The sequence below is a fragment of the Deltaproteobacteria bacterium genome, assembly GCA_016874755.1.
Classification (GTDB): domain Bacteria; phylum Desulfobacterota; class Binatia; order UBA9968; family UBA9968; genus DP-20.
Genome location: VGTH01000003.1, coordinates 121800 through 141850, shown reverse-complemented (window position 1 = coordinate 141850; position 20051 = coordinate 121800). Strand labels below are relative to the sequence as shown.

The window sequence follows — 20051 nt, the reverse complement described above, 5'->3', positions numbered from 1 at the left end:
TGATGAAAGTATTGGCGATCATCATCGCCCGCGGCGGCTCGCAGCGGGTGCCGAACAAAAACATCCGGCCGCTGGCCGGCAAGCCACTCTTGGCATACTCCATCGAGGGGGCGAAGCGCTCCCGCTACATCGAGCGGGTCGTGGTATCTACCGATAGCGATGCGATTGCCAATGTTGCGCTTGGGGCGGGAGCGGAGGTGCCGTTTCGCCGGCCTGCCGAGATAGCTCAAGGCCATTCAACCGAACTGCAGGCGATGGAGCATGCGCTGGGCTGGTTTAGAGATCACGAAAAATACGAGCCGGATTTCGTCTGCCTGTTGCGGCCGACGTCACCATTTCGAACGAGCGCTACCATCGACAAAGCTATCGAGCTGTTGCGCGAAGACCCAATGGCACACTGCGTACGCACGGTGCGGCTTTGCTCCGAGCACCCGCACAAAATGTGGGTGATGAACCAGAGCCAGAGCCGAATTCGCTCGCTGATCCCAGTGGAGCAGAAGCTGCCGGAGGCGCATACCTTGTCGTATCAGCTGCTGCCGACCGTTTACATTCAAAACGCGTCGATGGACGTGTTTCGCGCTAGCAACGTCTGGCAGCTCCGTTCGACGACGGGGACCGAGATCATTCCGTTAGTAAATGACGAATATGAATCAGTCGACATCAACAACGAAATTGATTTCTTGCTGGCCGAGACATTGATCGCACGCCAAAGCGCAGCCCGTTAGAAAAAGTTGCCTGTGAAAACAGTTTTTTTATTTCTACGGCAAGGGATTTCTAACCGAAATCTCTTGCGCACCGATTTTCTCAAGACGCTGACGGCGAATCCTAATCTGCGCACCGTGATCATCTCGCCGATCGGCGATGAGCCTGAGTTTCGCAAGGAATTCGAAGCGCCTAACGTTTGTGTGGAAAAATGGCCGCGGACAAAAGTTGGTTTTGTTGAGAAGCGGTTAAAGAACCTCAAAGACTACGTTTGGGTAAATCGAGGCCTTACGCAAGCCATACGGGTACGAAGGTTGGCACAGCGCGGCAAGTGGGGATTGGCGTGGCGCGATACCGCAGGAAGGCTCGCGCGGACGCTCCGTGCCAATGAACAGCGCATTAATCGCTGGGAAATGGCTCTCTATCGCAGTCAAGCCGCGTTGGCACCGCTTTACCAAAAGTATAAACCGGACCTTGCGGTTTTTACGAGAGTCTTTGGCACCAACATGCATATGGTCAAAGAAGCCAGGCTGCGCGGTGTCAAGGTCCTCTGTTTGGTCGAGAGCTGGGACAATTTTATCTGTAAAGGACCCTTGTCAGTTGTGCCAGATTCGATGGCGGTGTGGAATGAAACCATGGTCGACGAAGCTGCCGAGTTGCACTTTTTTCCGCGCGAAAAGGTAGAAGTGGTCGGTGTGCCGCAATTTGATCTCTACACCGACAACAAGAGTTTTTTGCCTCGCGCGGAGTTTTTTCACGCTCACGAGCTTAGCCCCGACCGGAAATTGATCACCTACGCCGCATCCACCGAGGGGTTTATTCCCAATGAGCCCGACATTGTTGAGACCGTCTATCAAACTTTGCAGGGCGGTAATTTGGGGTCGTCGTGCCAACTGATATTGCGCTTGCATCCGATCACAACTCAACGACTGCGCGAGGAGTATTACCGACACTTTACCAATCGTCCTTGGTTGACGATTCAGGAACCGGGCCGTTTGTCCAAGCTGCACGATGGCTGGGATCCCTCGTGGGCCGACATGGTTAACCTAGCGTCGACCATTTTTCATTCCGACGTGATTGTCAATATAGCATCGACTATGGCCATCGATGCGGCGGTTTTGGATAAGCCGGTAATATCCATCGCTTTTGGCCGAGATCGAGGAGCGGAAAACCGCTATTTCGACGATATTTTTCTCAACAGCCACTACAAAAAACTTGTCGATACCCAGGGTCTGCGTTTGGTGTATTCGCCGGAAGAGCTTAGACAAGTCGTCGATGCCTATCTCGACGATCCCTCGATCGATCGTGCAGGGAGGACGCGCTTGCGCACCGAACTATGTTTCCGACTTGACGGCAGCTCGGGCCAGCGCGCTGCGCGCGCAGTGTTGCGAGCGCTCGATGTCAATGTTGCGACGGCTGCGATCAAGGACCCTGAGGTTTCGCTAGCGGCGAGTGCCTGAGCTTCGGCGCCGTAAGACCTGCAAGAGGATGACCGGCCGTGGATGTCGACTGGACTTTAATCAATCGGGCGAAAAATCTGGTCGAAGATCAAATCGACAAACCCATCCTCAAAATCCCCATCATTGCGGACTATCGCGAGCCGCTGGCGAAGTTTTTACGGCCGGGGATGAGTGTTCTGGATATCGGAGCCAATAATGGCTCGCTGGAAAAATACTTGCGGGAAACAGCGGCTGCGGGTTTCGTCTACAAAAGCATGGATGTCGACCGATCCAATCACCATGATTACTACTCATTAGATGAAATTACCGAAAGGTTCGATGCGATCGGCTGCTTTGAAGTAGTCGAACAGATGCCGCCCGGCATGGCCTTGGAATTCTTTAGGCACGCCTATGACCTGCTCAATTCCGGTGGGCAAATTTTCGTTTCAACTCCGAACGTTTATCATCCGATGTCGTTTCGGTCAGACTCAAGCCATGTCACGCCATTTAGAATCCGTCATCTGGCTGGTTGGTTGGCAACCGCGGGATTTACGCGCTTTTACGGCTATCGAGTATGCCGGATGGATTGGAAAAAACGCTGGCGCTCATGGCGCTATCGGGGCGTGCTGCGGTTGTTAAATATTGATTTCGCGCCGGGAATTATCGTCGTGGCGCAAAAGTGATTCCGCACCAACGCTAGATTCGTGAGTCCTACACCCGTACCGCTGCTAGATTTGCGCACCCAATACGGTGCCATCGAAGCGGAGATTCGGGCTGCAATTGATAAGGTCGTGCAGTCGCAGCAGTTTATTCTTGGCCCTGAAGTGGAGCAGCTCGAACGGGAGATTGCAGCCTACTCTGCTTGTCGATTTGGCATCGGGGTCTCCTCTGGCACGGATGCTTTGTTGGTTGCACTTATGAGCTTGGGCATCGGCAGCGGTGATGAAGTTGTCACGACCCCCTACACGTTTTTTGCTACGGTCGGTTGTATTTCCAGAGTCGGCGCGACGCCGGTTTTCGTCGACATCGATCCACTGACTTATAATATCGATGCGACGAAAATTGAGTCGGCGATTACCAGGCGGACTCGAGCGATTATGCCGGTGCATCTTTACGGACAAATGGCGGAGATGGACCTCATCGTAGACCTTGCACGTCGATATCGGCTCCGCGTCATTGAAGATGCGGCGCAAGCGATCGGTTCCGAGGACAACGGCAAACGTGCCGGTTCGATCAGTGATCTGGGTTGCTTTAGCTTCTTTCCGTCGAAGAACCTCGGCGCGTTCGGCGATGGCGGGATGGTGACGACCAACGATGCCGAGCTCGCCGAGCGAGTCGCGATGTTGCGAGGGCACGGATCGAAGGCCAAATATTATCACAAATACATCGGTGGCAACTTTCGGCTCGATGCTATTCAAGCGGCGGTTTTGCGGGTGAAGTTGAAATATCTCGACGGCTGGACCGCGGCGCGGCAGCGCAATGCCGCAACCTATAGACAACTCTTTACCGCGGCAAAACTGACAACGGACAATGGCGCGGGGAGTAGCGGTGCGCCGGTGGCCTTACCGCACGAAGCCGCAGGGGGGAGGCACATCTACAATCAATTTGTCATTCGCGTCGGCACGCGAAGGCGCGATGGGCTGATCGACCACCTCAAAAGGGCAAATATCGGCTGTGAGATCTACTATCCCGTGCCGCTTCACCTGCAGGAGTGTTTTCGAGATTTGGGTCACAAGCCGGGCGATTTTCCTGAGAGTGAAGCAGCGGCTCAACAGACTATCGCGCTGCCGATTTATCCGGAATTGACCGAAGCGATGCAGCGAGCCGTTGTTCAGTCGATCGCTGATTTTTTCACGCGCTAGTTTCGTGGGTCAAGCAGGACAACCGCGATGCATGCAGGAGCCTTGTTAGGGCGTCTTTAAGGTTCAATGCTCAAACCAGATGTGCAGTCGGTTTGATCAACCGAGTGCCGTTACTACTCACGTATAGCGGTAAGGCTTTTAGCCATATGCGACCCAAGCAAAAAACCCTCGACGTGGTTACGTCGCTGGTCAAAACGGCTAGTAAGATCATAGGACCCAAGCGTGCTACGATGATGACGGCTCACTTGGCCGAAGACCTGGCACCGATTATCGTCCAGCCAACTCCTTTTGGTCCGATCAAGTTTCTCTGTCCGGGTAAAATACCGGTCTACCGGGCGCGAACACTGCACACCAAGGAGCCGGATACCTTGCGATGGATAGAGGGCTTCCAAGAAGGCGAGATACTCTGGGATATCGGCGCCAACGTCGGTACGTATTCTGTTTACGCGGCGGTCAAAGGACACCGCGTCTTGGCTTTTGAACCGTCGGCCAGCAACTATCATCTGCTTTGCCGGAACGTGGAATTGAATGGGTTGAGCTCCAAACTTTCCGCCTACTGCTTTGCGTTCACCGACAGCACCAAGCTAGATTGTCTCTACATGACGAGTAGCAAAATCGGCTCCGCGCTAAATAGTTTCGGTGCGGTGATTGCACCGCAAAACAGCGCGGCCGAATCTTTATCGTCGCAGGCAACTTTGGGTTTTTCCGTGGATGATTTCATTGCGACGTTTCATCCGCCGTTTCCAGACCATCTAAAGATTGATGTCGATGGTCTCGAGGGCAAAATTGTCAACGGAGCGCGCAGAACGATGGCAGACAGGCGTCTAAAATCTGTGCTCGTCGAGCTGGATCGAAAGGCGGTTACCACGGATCATAGCCTGATCGACCAATTTGCCGAGTGCGGTTTCGAGTTTGTCAACGAATCGGGCCTCCATAAGCCTCCCGGGCGGCGAGGATTCCAGGTGTACAACGGCATATTTGCTCGACGCTCCTAGGAGCGTGAACTTCCGACCCGTTCGATTCCGCGAATGTCTGTGACCGTACGCCTCAGTATTCTCATCCCATCGTACAACCGCCGCGCCAGCCTCGTGCGATTATTAGAGAGTTTGGTGTCGGGTGAGCGAATGAACTTTGAGGAGATCGAAATTTTGGTCCTGGACAATGGCTCCACCGACGGCACTGCGAGTACGATTGAACAATGGCGCGCGGGCAAGCGGCATTTGGCATTGCGTTATTTGGAAGAGAGGCGGAAGGGCAAAGCGCACGCGCTTAACTTGGGCTTGCGCGAAGCTCATGGTGCCGTGATCATGATTCTTGACGACGATGTGGTCGCCGCGCCAGATTGCCTAGCAAAACACCTGGAGGCCCATCGCACAACTGTGTTCGATGCTTTGCAGGGAAAGATTCTTCCTGGGCGAGATGCGGCGGGAAATAGTGCGGAGATGTCTCGTTTGGCTGAGTATAACATCCCCCACATCGACTACGGGCATGAGATTCATCCGCTGCGCGGTTTAACTGGGACCAACATGTCTTTTAAGCGCGGGGTTTTTGAAAACGTTGGCTTCTTCGACACACGGTTGGGGCCGGGAGCGGCTGGGTTTAGTGAAGACACGGAATATTCTATGCGCATTCGCAAAGCTGGTTTCAAAATCGGTTACACGCCTCACGCTGTCGTCTACCATGAGTTGAATCCGAATCGTTATGGCCGCGCGTACAATCGCATGGTCGAGTACCGCAAGGGCCTGAGCCGCAGCATATATCGCCATGACTCCATCGCCTTTCGGGTGCTGCCCAATTTGTTCGCCAATTGCGCGCGCTACGGGCTTTATCGGCTGCTCGGCAAAACCCAGAAGGCTTACAAGACCGAAGGACGCATCGCCAAATGCTGCGGCTATCTGATGGGCAAAATCCGCGGTGTGAGAAGCCACGATAGACACAGCGAAGTCTAGCTGCCGGCGAGCATGAGCGGAGCGCCTAAAGTCTCGGTGGTGATCGCAACTTACAACCGCGCAAACTTTTTGCCGAAAACGATCCGCAGCGTTTTAAATCAACGTTTCCAAGATCTCGAAACCATCGTGGTCGACGATGGTTCCACGGACAACACAACGCAGGTGCTGGAAGAGTTCCAAGGCCGGATTTGCTATTTTCATCAAGCCAATCGCGGACCCTCGGCGGCTCGCAACTTGGGCGTCAAGAACGCGCGGGCGCCGTGGATTGCGATTCAAGATTCAGACGATCTCTGCGCCCCCAACCATCTGGAAATACTCTACGGCTACGCGCAGCAGCATCCCGATTGCGGCATGGTGTTCGCCAACGGCAGCTATTTGGGCGGCGCAGAGCACAATCGCGAAACCATCATCCCAACGGAAAAATCGCGCCGGCTGGCGGCGCGCGGCGTGCAACTCGAGGACATCTTCGACAAAAGTATCGTACGCTTGCAAGCCGCGTTGATCTCGAAGTCTTGCTATCAAGCCGTCGGCGGACATGACGAAAGCTTGCGAATTTCCATGGATTTAGATCTCGCTTTTCGCCTCATGAACCGCTATCCGGTTGCATATCTCGATGAAGTGGTCTTCTATTACCGCAAGCACGGCGGCAATATTAGCGGCAATCAGGAGCTGCGTCTGCTGGAAAATATTCGGGTGATTGAGAAGCTGCTCGCCGATAATCCAAAAGCGGAGCAGCTTTTAGGCGCGCGCCGAGTGGCGGCGCGGCTGGCCTATCGCTATTACCGGCTGGCTAAAGGCCGATGGCAGGCGGGGCAAAAAGAGCAGGCTCGACAAGCGCTGCGCAGCGCGGTTGCGCTACGGCCGCTGGCTTTGAAATATCGGCTTTACCAGATGCGTTGGGCTTAAAAAGGCAAAAGTGGCACAGAATAAACCAAAACTTTTTTCCGCAAAGCGCGTCCTGGTGACCGGCGGCACCGGTTCGTTCGGTCATCAGATCGCCGACCGGTTGCTCGAAGAAGGTCCCAGCGAAATTCGCATCTTTAGCCGCGACGAAGATAAGCAAGTGCGGATGAGCGAAGAATACGGCATGGGCCATCAGTATCCGCGCAAGGATGCGCTCAATTTCGTGATCGGCGATGTGCGCAACTACAACAGCGTGCGCGAAGCGGTGCGCGGCATCGACATCGTTTTTCACGCCGCGGCTTTGAAGCAAGTTCCGTCCTGTGAGTATCACGTCTGGGAAGCGGTGCAGACCAACGTGATCGGCGCACAAAATGTCATTCAAGCCGCGTTGGAAGAAAACCTCGAAAAAGTCGTCGCCGTCAGCACCGATAAGGCGGTCAAGCCGGTCAACGCCATGGGCATGACCAAGTCGATTCAGGAAAAGCTCTTTACCGCGGCCAATTTCCACAACAGCGGCAAGCGGACAATCTTCACCTGCGTCCGCTACGGCAACGTTGTCGGTTCGCGCGGCTCGGTGATCCCGCTTTTCAAACGGCAGATCGAAGCCGGCGGGCCGGTCACCATCACCGACTCCAGGATGACGCGCTTTGTGCTGACGCTGGCCGAAGCGATCGAGCTCGTGTTCTACGCCGCAACCCACGGCAAGGGCGGCGAGACCTTTGTGCTCAAAATACCCGCGGCGTTGGTGACCGACGTGGCCGAGGTGATGATTGAGGCGTTGACTGCTAAGAAAAAGATTCCCGTCGAAGTGGTAGGCATCCGTCCCGGTGAAAAGATCCACGAAGTGCTGGTTTCGGAGGTCGAAGCGGTGCGCACCATCGAAGACGAAACCAGCTACGTCATCTTGCCGCAGATCGATCTCGAAGCAACCACATCATCTTATCACCGGGCAGATGCCGTCAAGTTTGCCGAGTACAGCTCCGACATGGCGCGCCGTTTAAGTAAAGACGAGATTCGCACGATCTTGGCGCGCACCGGCTGGATCGCTGCGTGAAGATTTTGATTACCGGCGGCAGCGGCATGCTCGGCCATTGTCTGATGCAGCAGGCAGCGGCAAGGCATGAAGTTTGGGGCACTTATCATACCCATCCGGTGATCTTGCCGGGCGGTTCTTTGGTTGCGCTCGATGTCACCGATGAGTTGGCGGTCCGCCGGCTCTTTCAGGCAATCCAGCCGGACGTGGTGATTCACACCGCAGCCTTGACCGATGTAGACGAGTGCGAGCGCCAGCCGGAAAAGGCGAGAACGATCAACAGCGGCGGCACCGCGCTGACCGCAAAGATCGCCGAGGAAATGGGCGCGCATTACATTTATGTCTCGACGGATTATGTTTTTAACGGCGGTGGCGGCGGTTTCGATGAACAGTCCACGCCAGACCCTGTCAACCAGTATGGCGCGAGCAAATTGCTCGGTGAACAATGGGCGGCGGAAAATTGTTCCCGCGTTTTGATTGTGCGCACGACAATCTTCGGTCTCAAGCTGCCGCCGGTCGTCGGGATGATGGAGGGCATGGTGGCGGCGCTGCGCAGCGGCAAGGCGATGACGCGATTCGTCGATCAATATTCCACGCCGCTCTACACTGGCGATTTGAGTGAGATCATCCTGCTACTTATGGAAGGACAAGCGACGGGCGTGATCCATGTCGGCTCGGCGGACAAAGCGAGCCGGTACGAGTTTACGCGGCTCGTCGCAGAAATCTTCGGGCTTGACGGCAAGGGGATTCAAGCCGGGCCGTTTCGCCAGATCGATGGCTTGGCGCGCCGGCCGCAGGATACTTCGTTGATTGGACGAAAAGTCGCGGATCGATTGGGGATTCGGTTGCCGACGGTGCGAGAAGGGTTGGTCCGTGTGAAGAGGGACTGGCAGGAGTTCCCACGAGAGAGGGTGATGGCATAGCATATGGAAGGCCTACGCATCGAAAATTTGGAAGTGAAAAAGGACGAGCGTGGGTGGCTGACCGAGATCTTACGCTCGGGAAGTCTGGCCGACGGCACGCGCCTGGCGCAATTATTCTGTACGGTCGGCAATCCTGGCAAAACCAAGGGCAAACACTATCACACGCGCAAAACCGAGTGGTTTAGCGTCGTCAGCGGCAATGCCAAGCTTTACTTGCGCGATATTCGCACCGGCGAAGAAAAAATCATCGCCATGGGAGAAAACAACATGATCACCGTGACCATCGCGCCGCAGATTGCCCACGCGATCACCTGCGACGGCGATATCCCTTTTTATTTGATCGTGGTCGCGAGCGAGGATTTCGATCCCAGCGATCCGGACACCTACGCCTTCGATTTTCCGGGGCTATGACCACCATGGAGAATTCGATCAGCATCATCATCGCCAGCTCGGGCCGAGTCGAAAAGATTCGCCGGCTCTTGGACTCGCTATGCAGGGTGCACGGACGCGCGCAAATCCGCCACGACATCGTCATTGCCAATAACGCGACCAACGAGGTCGTGGCCGCATCCGTGAAGGCGTTGACCGAGGAGTACGATGGGCGCGACGGCGTGCGCTGCTGGCAAGTACCGGAGCCCATCGCTGGCAAGTGCCGCGCACAGAACAAAACCATCCCGCTAACGGCGGGTAACCTAATCGCTCTTATGGACGACGATGTGGAAGTGCTGCCGGAGTGGCTGGCGGCGATCGACAGCTTTTTCAAGCATAAGCCGCACGACGTCATGCAAGGCGCCATTTTAATGCGCCCGGAAGATCAGCAGAAAACGGATCTGCTCGCCGCGCTGTATCGCTATCGGACCATGGATTTTGTCAACTATGGGGCGCCCGCCGGCGCTGACCTCAAGACTTTGACCGGCGGTAACATGGCAGTGCGGCGCGAAGTATTCGACGCCACCGGGCTCTTCGACGAACGTTTAGGGCCGGGCGGGCACGGCATCTCTGAAGACGTCGAATTCGCCAAACGTGTGCTGCAAGCGGGCAAGCGGATCGGCTGGGAGCCTAAGGCCGCGGTTTACAATGAGCTCGATCCCGCGCGGCTGTGCGAAGAAGAATTTCGCCGGCGCCATGAAGCGCAAGGCCGGAGTCGGCTCGCCTACAAGAACAGCTCCTATTTTTCAATTGTACCGAATATCCTGCGCTCGATTTGCAGGTTTGGCTGGTATTCTATTTTCGGCAACGTCCGCAAAAAATATCGCGCCAAGGGGCGCTACTATCATTACCGTGCGATGCTCGACGAGAAAGCCAAAACCAAGAGCGGCATCCAGGCTTGAGTGGTGAGCTTTCGCAGCAGCCATCGGCCGGCCGGTTTGGAGTAGGGCAGGCTGCTTTTGCGCGCGGCGATATAGATGGCGCGGAAAGCCAGCGTGAGATAGTTGCGCAATCGGCCGATGAGTGAGGCGCGCCGCACCTTGCGCACGGCTGTGATGTTATCGACGATCGCGATCTCTTGAAAACGGCCCGATCGAAAAACGTTTTCCCAAAGCACGCGCTTGGGCCCCTTCTTTCTGATCGTATCGTGCATTGCGAGAATGCCGCCCTCGACCAGGTGCGGCACCCAGAGCGTAAAGTCGAGTTTGGTTGGTTCGTAGCGGTGATCGCCGTCGATCCACAGCAGGCGAATCGGCTGGTTCCAACCGCGCGCCGCTTCTTCCGACGTCATGATCATCGGCACGACGCGATCTTCGACGCCGGCCTTTTTGATGTTGGCGAGAAAATCGGCACGGGTGTCTTCGAAGTATCCTTCTTCCGGCTGTACCGCGTGGGGATCGATGGCGTAGATTTTTTCATTGTGAACTTTGGCGGCGCCGCGCGCCAGGGCGATGGTCGATTTGCCTTTCCAGCTGCCGATCTCGACGATCACCCCTTGGCAGTGGTTGATTTGGCCGAGGCGATACAGGCAATCGACTTCGCCGTAGGTTAACATGCCCGGAGCGTCATATACGTCCTGCAATTCTTTCAACTGCTTGTTCACGTTGGCTGTGGGTATAGCATTTCGAGTCGAAAAGTTGAAGCCAGCGCGGCTGCCTTGCTAGCACCGACCGTTTATGGCGGATAACCCAACTATCGCGCGCGCGCGGCCGACGATCTCTGCTATCGTTGTCTGCTTCAATGAACAGAATAACATAGGCGATTGTTTGGCGAGCCTCGGTTGGTGCGACGAGATCGTGGTTGTCGATTCTTTTAGCACGGATCGAACAGTCGAGATTTCTCGGCAATACACGGACCGCGTGATTCAGCGCCCCTGGGCGGGTTACCGCGACCAGAAAGCCTTTGCCCATTCTCAAGCAACGAAGGACTGGGTGATCCTAGTGGACTCGGACGAACGAGTGACCGATGAGTTGCGCGAGGAAATTCAGCGAGCGCTCACCGCTGACAGCGGACGATATGCCGGATACGAGCTGCCGCGCTTGGTGTACTACTTAAAGCGTTGGTGGCGCCGCGGCGGCTGGTACCCCGACTATGATATTCGTCTGTTTCACCGCGATCAAGCTACCTGGGGCGGCTCAGATCCACATGAAAAAATCATCGTCGACGGGCCGGTACGGCGCTTAAGACATCCGCTACATCATTTCTCTTACCGCAATATCGACGATCATATGCAGCGCATCAATCGCTTTACGACGATCTCGTCGGGGGAGCTCCGTCGTGAGCGGCAGCCCTTTCGCTTAAGCGATGCACTACTGCGGCCAGCGGTGCGGTTTTTTCGCAGCTACATCATCAAGCGCGGGTTCATGGAGGGCTTTGCCGGCTTCTACGTGGCCGTCGCGGCTGCCGTTTACGTTTTTCTCAAGTATGCTAAGCTTTGGGAAATTGAGCTAGAGGAGAACGACGAAGTTGAGCGCAAGCGGTGAGCGCCGCTTGTTGAAGATTCTACACATCGATCCGGAGAGAAATTGGGGTGGCGGTGAGGCGCAGGTCCTCGGATTGCTAACGTATCTCGCCAAGCAGGGACATCGGCAATATCTGCTGGCCCATCCGCAAGGGCAGCTCTGGCCGCGAGCCCAAGACTCGAACGTATCCCTTATTCCCATGATTGCGCGCAATGATCTTGCAGTCCGGCCTGCCTGGGCGATACGTCGGCTGATCCAGCGAGAGAACTTCGATATCGTTCATCTCCACACCAAACGGGCGCACGCCCTCGCCGCCTGGTTTGCCGCCGGTAGCCGGCGCGCCAAGTTTGTCGTCACGCGGCGCATGGACTATCCCGAGAAAAGCAGCGCGCGGGCGCGCTGGCTTTACAATCGGGGCGCGGACGGTGTGGTTGCTATCTCACAAAAGATCGCCGATCTGCTCCGCGACGCAGGTGTCGAGGAGCGCAAGATTCGTGTCGTTTATAGCGGCATCGAGCCGGCGCGGTTTCGCCGGCCGCGCCTTGGGTCAACACCGGTGGGCGCAATCGTCGGCACCGTGGCGGTGCTGGAGGAACGCAAAGGGCTGCGCTACTTGATTGAGGCGGCAGCGCAACTGCGCGAGCAGGGTTTGCCCATCGAGTATCGCATTGCGGGTGCGGGGCCACTCTCGGCAGAGTTGCAAGAGTTGGCGCGCCGTTTGGGGGTCGCCGATCGGGTGCAGTTTTGCGGTTTTGTCTCGGACCCGGCGGCATTTCTAGCCGAGCTCGATATCTTCGTCATGCCGTCACTTTTCGAGGGCCTGGGCGTGGCGGCGCTCGAAGCGATGGCAGCCGGTAAACCGGTAGTCGCGAGCAAAGTCGGCGGCCTCGCCGAGTCGGTGCTCGATGGCGAGACCGGTCTACTCGTCGAGCCGGGTGATGCGGCGGCGCTGGCCGACGCGATTTTGCAGTTGCTCCAAGCCCCCGAGAGGGCCGCTGGGATGGGGCGGCGCGGCGCGGCGCGGGTGGAACAGCGGTTTTCCCTCGACCAGATGGCGCGCACCAATGAAGCCTTTTACTACGAGCTATTGGCCCAATCTTGAAATATTTTGAGAATTCTTCGATGCCGCCGCTGTTAGATCTGCTGAAAAAGTTTCCCGCTGTACATTTGTTAGTGGTCGGCGATCTGATGATCGATCGCTTTATTTGGGGCGACGTGGAGCGCATTTCACCGGAAGCGCCGGTGCCGGTGCTGCGCGTGACCGATGAGAGCATCCGTCTCGGCGGCGCGGCCAACGTGATCCATAACATTCGTTCCCTCGGCGGCCAGGTGACCGCCTGCGGCGTTGTGGGGGTCGATGGCGCGGGCAAGCGGATGCTGCAAGAATTACGGCGTATCGGCGCTTCGACGGCCGGCGTCGTGGTTGACCGCCAGCACCAGACGATCCAGAAGACTCGCGTGATCGCCCGGCCGCGCCATCAGCAGATCGTCCGGCTTGACCGAGAGTCGGTCCATAGCGGGCACGCGGGCAGCCTTAGCCGTGTGTGTAGGTATGTGGCGAAAAGCGCGGAACGTTTCGATGGCATCGTGATATCGGACTACGGCAAAGGGATTGTCAACGACCAACTGCTGCAGTTGGTAGCCGGTTTGAGCCAGAGAAAAAAACTGCCGCTTATCGTCGACCCCAAAAAAGAGAACTACGCGCGTTACCGCGGCGCGACGCTGCTCACGCCGAACAAGGACGAGGCGAGCGACGCGTCCGGGATCAAAATCCGCGATGAAAAAACCCTGCTGGCCGCGGGCGCCCGGCTGGTGCGGCTATGGCGCGCCCAGACGGTGCTGGTGACGCGCGGCCCTGACGGGTCGAGTCTTTTTCGCGCCCGGGGCGCGGTGCAGCACTTTCGCACCGAGCCAAAGGACATGTTCGACGTTACCGGCGCGGGTGACACCGTGGTGGCGGCCTGCGCGCTGGCTCTTGCTTGCGGCGCCGGCTTTGAAGATGCCGCGGTGTTGTCGAATATGGCCGCCGGTTTGGTCGGTGACGAGGTGGGGACTGTGGCGGTGTCGGCGCAGCGATTGGGAAAAATTCTTAAGGACCGCGTATGAAGAGCATGACTGGCTATGGCGAAGCGTCGCAGCAGAGCGGCGCAACCAAAGTTTCCGTGCAGGTGCGCAGCTTGAATCACCGCCACCTCGATCTGCAGCTGCGTGTGCCGCGCGAATACATGGCGCTGGAGGAAGAAATCCGCAAAACCATCCGTGAGAAAATTTCCCGCGGGCGCATCGACCTGTTCGTCAATCGTTTGCCCGGCAAGGCGCAGGCGCACAAGCTGGAGATGGACGAGGCGCTTCTCGGCCAGTACCTGGCATCGATCAAACAGGCGAAGAAAAAACATAAACTTGCGGGAGAGGTGAGCGTTGCGCTGCTGCCGAGCGTGCCCGATCTCTTCCATGTGCGCGAAGTAGAAGTCGACATTGGCCGCGAGCGCAAGGCGCTCTTCAACGCTTTGATTGCGGCGCTCAAGAAACTTGAGCAGTCGCGCGAGCGCGAAGGGCGCCAGCTCAAGGCCGATATGCAAAGCCAGGTGAACCAAATGACGCGCATCACTAGCGCATTGGAAGAACGCGCCGCCGAGCTCGGGGTGCGCCAGCAAAAGGGCCCGGCCGGCCGCGCGGGTGACAACGGCGGCAGAGGCGAGAACCTGGAAGTGGCCAGTGTGGTATTAAAAGGCGATATCAATGAAGAGCTGGTCCGCCTGCGAAGTCACGTCACCAATCTGGGCCAAGTGCTGCGCGAGACCGAACCGGTGGGAAAGAAAATCGATTTTATGCTCCAGGAAGTCAATCGGGAATTGAACACCATCAGCTCCAAAGTGCCGCAGCTGCCGGTGGTGCAGCTCGTGCTCGAAGGCAAAGAACGGGTCGAAAAAATTCGCGAGCAGACGCAAAACATCGAATGAGAGCCAAAACCCCGGCGGCGGCCAAACGCCAAGGCATCATTTTCATACTGTCTGCGCCCTCGGGCGCCGGTAAGACCACGCTGTACAACCAGCTGCGCGAAATTTATCCGGAAATTCGACTGTCGGTTTCCTGCACCACACGCGCCAAACGCGCCGGCGAACATAATGGGCGCGACTACCGCTTTATTAGCGAACGACAATTTGACGCCATGCGCGCGCGCGGCGAATTCGCCGAGTGGGCCAAGGTGCATGACTTTCTCTACGGCACGCCGCGAAAACCGTTGGATAAGAATATCCAGGCCGGGCGTGACATATTGCTCGATATCGACGTGCAGGGCGCGGAAAGCATCAAAGTCGTCTACCCGTGCGCGGTTTCGATATTTCTCTTGCCGCCGTCCATGGGCGAGCTGGAGAAGCGGCTGTCATTGCGCGGCACCGACGACAAGCAGGTGATCCGCCGCCGACTGGCCAACGCGAAGGGTGAAATCCACCGGATAAATCAGTATGATTATTATGTCGTGAACCATGAAGTGAAAGCCGCGGTGGAGGTTCTCAAAGGCATCGTCGAAGCCGAGCGCGCGCGCACGGCACGAGTCACCGAGTGGCGCATTGAACCTCTACACGGCAAGAAACAACCGGATCAGCCATGAGCCGTGACGTCAAAGTCGCCGATTTGATCGAAAAGGTGCAAGGCTACTATCCGAGCGCCGATGCCGAGCTTTTGCGCAAAGCCTATGAATTTTCGGCGCGCGTCCATCAGGGGCAAAAGCGCCTTTCCGGCGAACCCTACCTGATTCACCCGATGGCCGTGGCCGATATTATTGCCGATTTGAAACTCGATGTGCCGAGCGTCGCCAGCGGGTTATTGCACGACACGGTCGAAGATACGCTCACGACTCTCAATGAGCTCAGGCGCGAGTTCGGCAAAGAGATCGCGGCTTTAGTGGACGGCGTTACTAAATTGAGCCGCACTAATTTTATCAGCCGGGAGGAAAAGCAGGCTGAGAACTTTCGCAAGATGCTGCTGGCCATGGGCAAAGATGTGCGGGTGATCTTGATCAAGCTGGCCGACCGGGTGCACAACATGCGCACGCTCGATCACATGCCGCCGGAGAAGCAGATTCTCACCGCGCAAGAAACGCTGGATATCTATGCGCCGCTGTCGCACCGCTTGGGCATCGCCTGGATCAAAACCGAGCTCGAAGATCTGGCTCTCAAGTATTTACATCCGGAAATTTACTACCAGTTGAAGCGCAATGTTGCCAAAAAGAAAACCGATCGAGACAAATACATCGAAGAAGTGATTTCGGTGATGCGCCGCAAGCTGGAAGCCGAAGGCATCGACGCCGAAATATCCGGGCGGCCTAAACATTTTTTTAGTATCTACCAGAAGATGGAGAGCCAGAATCTCCTATACGATCAAATCTACGACCTGGTTGCCTTTCGCATTCTGGTCGACACGCCGCGCGAGTGCTACGAAGCCCTTGGCGTCGTGCATGGCCAATGGCGCCCGGTGCCGGGGCGCTTCAAGGACTATATCGCACTGCCTAAACCCAACATGTATCAGTCGCTGCACACCACCTTGATCGGTCCCTACGGTGAGCGCATCGAAATTCAAATTCGCACCCATGAAATGCACCGAGTGGCGGAGGAAGGCATCGCCGCCCACTGGCGCTACAAGGAAGGCGACGAGTTTCCGGTCAGCGATATTCGGCGCTACTCCTGGCTGCGCCAACTACTCGAATGGCAGGAAAACCTGCAGGATCCCCAGGAGTTCTTGCACAGCCTCAAGGAAGACTTGTTTGCCACGCAGATGTACGTGTTTACGCCCAACGGTGATCTGCTCAATTTCCCGAAAGGCTCCACCGTGGTTGATTTTGCCTACCGCATTCACTCCGAAGTTGGCCATCATTGCTCGGGCGCGCGGGTGAATGGGCAGCTGGTCTCGCTCAAGTATCTTTTGCGTAGCGGCGATACGGTTGAAATCATCACGACACCGCAGCAAACCCCGAGCCGCGACTGGCTCAAGTGGATCAAGACGCCGCGTGCCAAGTCAAAAATCCGCGCCTGGTTAAAGACCCAGCAGCGCGAGCGCAGCTTGGTGCTGGGCCGGGAGATTCTCGATCACGACCTGCATCATTATCAGCTCGACTTTTCCACGCTAAAGAGCCAAGGAAAGATCGATTGGCTGACCCGAGAGTTGGGCCTGAGCGACGAGGAATCGCTGCTCTCGGCCCTCGGCTACGGTCGCATCACGACTCGCAGCCTGCTTGCCAAGCTGGTGCCGCCGGATAAGTTGGAAGTCGGCAGCAAAAAAGCCGACGGGGCGCTGCAGAATTTGTTTCGACTAGTGTCAAAGCAACGCCGCAGTCTGGGCATTCGCGTCAAGGGTGTCGAGGACGTGCTGGTCCGTTTCGCGTTATGTTGCCATCCGCTGCCAGGCGAAAACATCGTCGGGTTTATCACTCGCGGGCGCGGTGTCACAGTCCATACGATCGGCTGCCCGACGGTGTTAGAGAGCGATCCCCATCGCAAGATCGAGGTGAGTTGGGAAGAGGAGAATCAGCAGCCGAGGCCGGTCAAGATCGAGGTCACCTGCATCGATCAGCCGGGCTTGCTCGCCGCCATTAGCGCGGCGATCACCAGCGCCGACGCCAACATCGCGCGGGCGCAGATTCATACTTTTTCCGGCCAGAAAGCGCTCAATACTTTCGAAGTGATGATCAAAAACTCTGAGCACTTAAAAGAAGTGCTCAGGAATGTCTCCAAAGTGAAGGGTGTCTACAAAGCGGTGCGCGGACGTGGCCGCACCGGCGGGAAGGTTGAAAGCGAAGGGGCCAAGGAAGAGCTGCACTGAACAAACCAAGACACTAGACGATGGAGGAGGAAAACGTTGGGCCGCCTATCCATCTTCACGCGACCTTTTGGACTCGCCCCGAATGAATGCAGTCGGTGCACACCAGGGCACGGCGCACGGTGAGCCCAAATTTCGCTTTGACCCTTTTCAAATTGGGCTGCCAGACGCGCTTGGTTTTGTTATTGGCATGGCTAACGTTGTGACCCACCGACCGGCCCTTGCCGCAAATAGTGCATATCCTCGCCATTGTTCTTTAACCTCTTATCCTTTCGATAATAGCGCTGGTCGAAAAACCCTGCACGAACGGAACCACGGCAACTTCGCCCCCGTAGCGGCGCACAACGTCGGCACCGACAACTCGATCGATGCCGTAATCGCCGCCCTTGACCAAGACGTCCGGCTCAAGCTCGGCGATCAAGCCGGTGGGTTCCAATTCGTCAAATAGAATCACGTAATCTACCATCTCCAACGCAGCGATCAACTCGGCGCGGTCGCTTTCCGCTACCACCGGGCGTGACGGCCCTTTGATGCTGCGCACCGAACGGTCGGTGTTGAGGGCGACGATTAGGATGTCGCCGTAACTTTTCGCTCCGCGCAAGATTTCCAGGTGACCACGGTGCAGAATGTCGAAGCAGCCGTTGGTAAAGACAACTTTGCGGCCGTTTCGCTTCGCCTGCCTAACGATTTCGCGCAGCTCGTCGGTTTGCTTCAACTTCTCCGACACAGACGATGGGTAACATGACGGTGCGCGATTTTCAATTGAAACTTCGCGGACTTCGAGAAATTCGCCGTCTTGATTGTAACTTCGAGATCGGCTAAGTTCGGGCATTGTTTCAGCTCAGTTTGTCGCCACAAATTTAGGAGGAAAGATGGAATATCAGGATCTCAGAGACTGGATCCAGATCGCCGAAGAAATGGGGGAGTTAAAAACCCTCAAAGGCTGCGACTGGAATCTGGAAATCGGCGCGATCACCGAAATCGTCGCGCACAAAGAAGACGGCCCGGCGGTTTTGTTTGAAGATATCAAAGGCTATCCCAAGGGCTACCGCGTGCTGTCCAATTCGTTGTCTTCGCGTAAACGCCTCGCTCTCACTTTGGGCTTGCCGGCCGGCGACACCAAAATGGATTTCGTCAAAATCTGGAAGGACCACTACAAAAAGATCAAACCGCTGCCGGCCAAGTTCGTCAAGAAAAGCCCGCTCTTCGATAACGTCTACAAAGAAGGCGATATCGACATGTTCAAGTTCCCGACGCCTAAGTGGCACGACAAAGACGGCGGCCGCTACATCGGCACCGGCAGCGTCGACATCACCCGCGACCCGGATGAAGGCTGGGTCAACTACGGCACCTACCGCGTCATGATCCATGACAAGAACAAAGTCGGTTTCTACATTTCGCCCGGCAAGCATGGCCGCATTCAGCGCGAAAAATATCAAGCCAGCGGCCAGCCCTTCAAAATGGCGATGTCGTTCGGCCATGACCCGCTGACATTTCTCGCGGGCAGCATCGAAGTGCCCTACGGTATTCCCGAATACGAATTCATCGGCGGCATGCGCAATGAGCCCTTCGAAATGGTCGAAGGCCCATACTCAGGCTTGCCGATCCCCGCCAACGCAGAAATCGTTATCGAAGGCGACGTTCATTTCGACCACCCGACCACCGAAGGCCCCTTCGGTGAATGGACCGGTTATTATGCCAGCGCGGAGCGCGCCGAGCCCTGGGTCGAAGTGAAAGCGCTGTATCATCGCAACGATCCGATTATCTTGGGCTCCCCTCCAGGGCGCCCGCCGGCGGAGTTGGGCTGGTACCGCTCTTATATGCGCTCTGCTTTGATCTGGGATGAAATGGAAAAGGCCGGCGTGCCGGACGTCAAAGGCGTATGGCTCACGGTTTCCGGCGGCAGCCGCTTGATGATGATCGTGTCGATCAAACAACGCTATCCAGGCCATGCCAAGCAGGCCGCGGTGATCGCCTCGCAATGCCACGCCGGCGCTTACTTAGGCCGCTTCGTGGTGGTTGTCGACGACGATATCGATCCGTCCAACACCGATGATGTCATCTGGGCGATGTCCTCCCGCTGTGAACCCGAGGCCGACATCGACATCCTGCGCCGCTGCTGGAGCGGCCCGCTCGACCCGGTCATCCATCCGACCAAGAAGGGCTTCAACTCGCGCGCCATTATCGATGCGACCCGTCCCTACGAGTGGATGAAGGACTTCCCGCCGGTCGCCGAGTCGAGCCGCGAAGTGCTCGACGCCACGGCGAAGAAGTGGGGTGCGGAGTTGTTTGGCAACGGCAAGAAGTAGTCGTTAGAAAATAGCATCAACTGAAAGGGGCAAGCCGAGATGATCGGCCTGCCCCTTTTTATTGGTGCTGCGACGACCCAGGCGCCTAAGAATCGTGAGAATCGTTGTTTTGACTGCGCTGCTCGGTCTTAGTATGATCTCGTTGTGCCAACCTTCCCGCTGAAACCATCGAGAAGCATTCGGAGCCTGTCAATGGTGTTTACCGGAAGGTTGAAACGTTTCGGCG

The 20051-nt window shown here is 56.7% G+C and carries 21 protein-coding genes; 18 read left to right on the top strand and 3 right to left on the bottom strand.

Annotated features, from left to right (window positions below):
• The first annotated feature begins 2 nt into the window (after nt 1–2).
• The 11 genes from FJ145_02980 to FJ145_02930 all read left to right on the top strand — a co-directional run bounded on the left by FJ145_02980 (nt 3) and on the right by FJ145_02930 (nt 10142).
• Nucleotides 3–725, top strand: coding sequence for an acylneuraminate cytidylyltransferase family protein (locus FJ145_02980; protein ID MBM4260385.1), 723 nt, complete (start codon nt 3–5; stop codon nt 723–725).
• A 63-nt stretch (nt 726–788) separates the two neighbouring features.
• On the top strand, nt 789–2162 hold the full coding sequence (locus FJ145_02975) for a hypothetical protein (protein MBM4260384.1): 1374 nt from the start codon (nt 789–791) through the stop codon (nt 2160–2162).
• A 38-nt stretch (nt 2163–2200) separates the two neighbouring features.
• Nucleotides 2201–2824, top strand: a complete 624-nt coding sequence (locus FJ145_02970) for a class I SAM-dependent methyltransferase (GenBank protein MBM4260383.1) — start codon at nt 2201–2203, stop codon at nt 2822–2824.
• A 21-nt stretch (nt 2825–2845) separates the two neighbouring features.
• Entirely contained in the window at nt 2846–4003 is a 1158-nt protein-coding gene (locus tag FJ145_02965) for a DegT/DnrJ/EryC1/StrS family aminotransferase (protein ID MBM4260382.1), read from the top strand.
• Between the two features lie 92 nt (nt 4004–4095).
• Complete coding sequence (locus FJ145_02960; GenBank protein MBM4260381.1) at nt 4096–4998, top strand: FkbM family methyltransferase; 903 nt, start codon at nt 4096–4098, stop codon at nt 4996–4998.
• A 33-nt stretch (nt 4999–5031) separates the two neighbouring features.
• Nucleotides 5032–5952 (top strand): glycosyltransferase family 2 protein, encoded by a 921-nt coding sequence (locus FJ145_02955; protein ID MBM4260380.1) that lies wholly within the window; start codon nt 5032–5034, stop codon nt 5950–5952.
• A gap of 12 nt (nt 5953–5964) precedes the next feature.
• Nucleotides 5965–6858, top strand: a complete 894-nt coding sequence (locus FJ145_02950) for a glycosyltransferase (GenBank protein ID MBM4260379.1) — start codon at nt 5965–5967, stop codon at nt 6856–6858.
• A gap of 52 nt (nt 6859–6910) precedes the next feature.
• Entirely contained in the window at nt 6911–7909 is a 999-nt protein-coding gene (locus FJ145_02945) for a polysaccharide biosynthesis protein (protein MBM4260378.1), read from the top strand.
• Entirely contained in the window at nt 7906–8811 is a 906-nt protein-coding gene (locus FJ145_02940) for an SDR family oxidoreductase (GenBank protein ID MBM4260377.1), read from the top strand. The genes FJ145_02945 and FJ145_02940 overlap by 4 nt, the downstream gene beginning before the upstream one ends.
• Before the next feature lie 3 nt (nt 8812–8814).
• Entirely contained in the window at nt 8815–9222 is a 408-nt protein-coding gene (locus FJ145_02935) for a hypothetical protein (GenBank protein MBM4260376.1), read from the top strand.
• Nucleotides 9219–10142: a glycosyltransferase family 2 protein gene (locus FJ145_02930; GenBank protein MBM4260375.1), complete on the top strand. Its 924-nt coding sequence runs from the start codon at nt 9219–9221 to the stop codon at nt 10140–10142. Before FJ145_02935 ends, FJ145_02930 begins: the two co-directional genes overlap by 4 nt.
• Here FJ145_02930 and FJ145_02925 read toward each other — a convergent pair.
• Entirely contained in the window at nt 10088–10843 is a 756-nt protein-coding gene (locus tag FJ145_02925) for a class I SAM-dependent methyltransferase (GenBank protein MBM4260374.1), read from the bottom strand. The genes FJ145_02930 and FJ145_02925 overlap by 55 nt on opposite strands.
• A gap of 73 nt (nt 10844–10916) precedes the next feature.
• Between FJ145_02925 and FJ145_02920 the strand changes: the two genes are divergently transcribed.
• From FJ145_02920 to FJ145_02895, 6 genes are read left to right on the top strand one after another with little or no spacing between them, the layout of a single operon-like run.
• Entirely contained in the window at nt 10917–11723 is an 807-nt protein-coding gene (locus FJ145_02920; GenBank protein ID MBM4260373.1) for a glycosyltransferase family 2 protein, read from the top strand.
• Nucleotides 11707–12804 (top strand): glycosyltransferase, encoded by a 1098-nt coding sequence (locus FJ145_02915; protein MBM4260372.1) that lies wholly within the window; start codon nt 11707–11709, stop codon nt 12802–12804. Before FJ145_02920 ends, FJ145_02915 begins: the two co-directional genes overlap by 17 nt.
• 20 nt (nt 12805–12824) lie before the next feature.
• A complete protein-coding gene (locus tag FJ145_02910; GenBank protein ID MBM4260371.1) occupies nt 12825–13808 on the top strand; it encodes a D-glycero-beta-D-manno-heptose-7-phosphate kinase in 984 nt (327 codons plus the stop codon).
• The gene (locus FJ145_02905; GenBank protein MBM4260370.1) at nt 13805–14662 is read left to right on the top strand and encodes a YicC family protein; all 858 of its coding nucleotides are present in this window, start codon (nt 13805–13807) and stop codon (nt 14660–14662) included. The genes FJ145_02910 and FJ145_02905 overlap by 4 nt, the downstream gene beginning before the upstream one ends.
• Nucleotides 14659–15312 (top strand): guanylate kinase, encoded by a 654-nt coding sequence (locus FJ145_02900; GenBank protein MBM4260369.1) that lies wholly within the window; start codon nt 14659–14661, stop codon nt 15310–15312. The genes FJ145_02905 and FJ145_02900 overlap by 4 nt, the downstream gene beginning before the upstream one ends.
• Nucleotides 15309–17519 (top strand): bifunctional (p)ppGpp synthetase/guanosine-3',5'-bis(diphosphate) 3'-pyrophosphohydrolase, encoded by a 2211-nt coding sequence (locus tag FJ145_02895; GenBank protein MBM4260368.1) that lies wholly within the window; start codon nt 15309–15311, stop codon nt 17517–17519. The genes FJ145_02900 and FJ145_02895 overlap by 4 nt, the downstream gene beginning before the upstream one ends.
• A 55-nt stretch (nt 17520–17574) precedes the next feature.
• Here the strand turns inward: FJ145_02895 and rpmB are convergent, their stop codons facing one another.
• Together rpmB and rfaE2 are read right to left on the bottom strand one after the other, a co-directional pair.
• A complete protein-coding gene (gene rpmB / locus FJ145_02890; GenBank protein MBM4260367.1) occupies nt 17575–17766 on the bottom strand; it encodes a 50S ribosomal protein L28 in 192 nt (63 codons plus the stop codon).
• 6 nt (nt 17767–17772) lie between these two features.
• The gene (gene rfaE2, locus FJ145_02885) at nt 17773–18348 is read right to left on the bottom strand and encodes a D-glycero-beta-D-manno-heptose 1-phosphate adenylyltransferase (GenBank protein MBM4260366.1); all 576 of its coding nucleotides are present in this window, start codon (nt 18346–18348) and stop codon (nt 17773–17775) included.
• Nucleotides 18349–18388: 40 nt separating this feature from the next.
• Between rfaE2 and FJ145_02880 the strand changes: the two genes are divergently transcribed.
• Nucleotides 18389–19825: a UbiD family decarboxylase gene (locus FJ145_02880; protein ID MBM4260365.1), complete on the top strand. Its 1437-nt coding sequence runs from the start codon at nt 18389–18391 to the stop codon at nt 19823–19825.
• Nucleotides 19826–20051: the final 226 nt, after the last annotated feature.

Bases quoted from the DNA above. Each gene is read 5' to 3' on its own strand.
- FJ145_02980 (MBM4260385.1), top strand. From the start codon at position 3: ATGAAAGTATTGGCGATCATCATCGCCCGCGGCGGCTCGCAGCGGGTG.
- FJ145_02955 (MBM4260380.1), top strand. From the start codon at position 5,032: ATGTCTGTGACCGTACGCCTCAGTATTCTCATCCCATCGTACAACCGC.
- FJ145_02950 (MBM4260379.1), top strand. From the start codon at position 5,965: ATGAGCGGAGCGCCTAAAGTCTCGGTGGTGATCGCAACTTACAACCGC.
- FJ145_02935 (MBM4260376.1), top strand. From the start codon at position 8,815: ATGGAAGGCCTACGCATCGAAAATTTGGAAGTGAAAAAGGACGAGCGT.
- FJ145_02930 (MBM4260375.1), top strand. From the start codon at position 9,219: ATGACCACCATGGAGAATTCGATCAGCATCATCATCGCCAGCTCGGGC.
- FJ145_02920 (MBM4260373.1), top strand. From the start codon at position 10,917: ATGGCGGATAACCCAACTATCGCGCGCGCGCGGCCGACGATCTCTGCT.
- FJ145_02910 (MBM4260371.1), top strand. From the start codon at position 12,825: ATGCCGCCGCTGTTAGATCTGCTGAAAAAGTTTCCCGCTGTACATTTG.
- FJ145_02905 (MBM4260370.1), top strand. From the start codon at position 13,805: ATGAAGAGCATGACTGGCTATGGCGAAGCGTCGCAGCAGAGCGGCGCA.
- FJ145_02900 (MBM4260369.1), top strand. From the start codon at position 14,659: ATGAGAGCCAAAACCCCGGCGGCGGCCAAACGCCAAGGCATCATTTTC.
- FJ145_02895 (MBM4260368.1), top strand. From the start codon at position 15,309: ATGAGCCGTGACGTCAAAGTCGCCGATTTGATCGAAAAGGTGCAAGGC.
- rpmB (MBM4260367.1), bottom strand. From the start codon at position 17,766: ATGGCGAGGATATGCACTATTTGCGGCAAGGGCCGGTCGGTGGGTCAC.
- rfaE2 (MBM4260366.1), bottom strand. From the start codon at position 18,348: ATGCCCGAACTTAGCCGATCTCGAAGTTACAATCAAGACGGCGAATTT.
- FJ145_02880 (MBM4260365.1), top strand. From the start codon at position 18,389: ATGGAATATCAGGATCTCAGAGACTGGATCCAGATCGCCGAAGAAATG.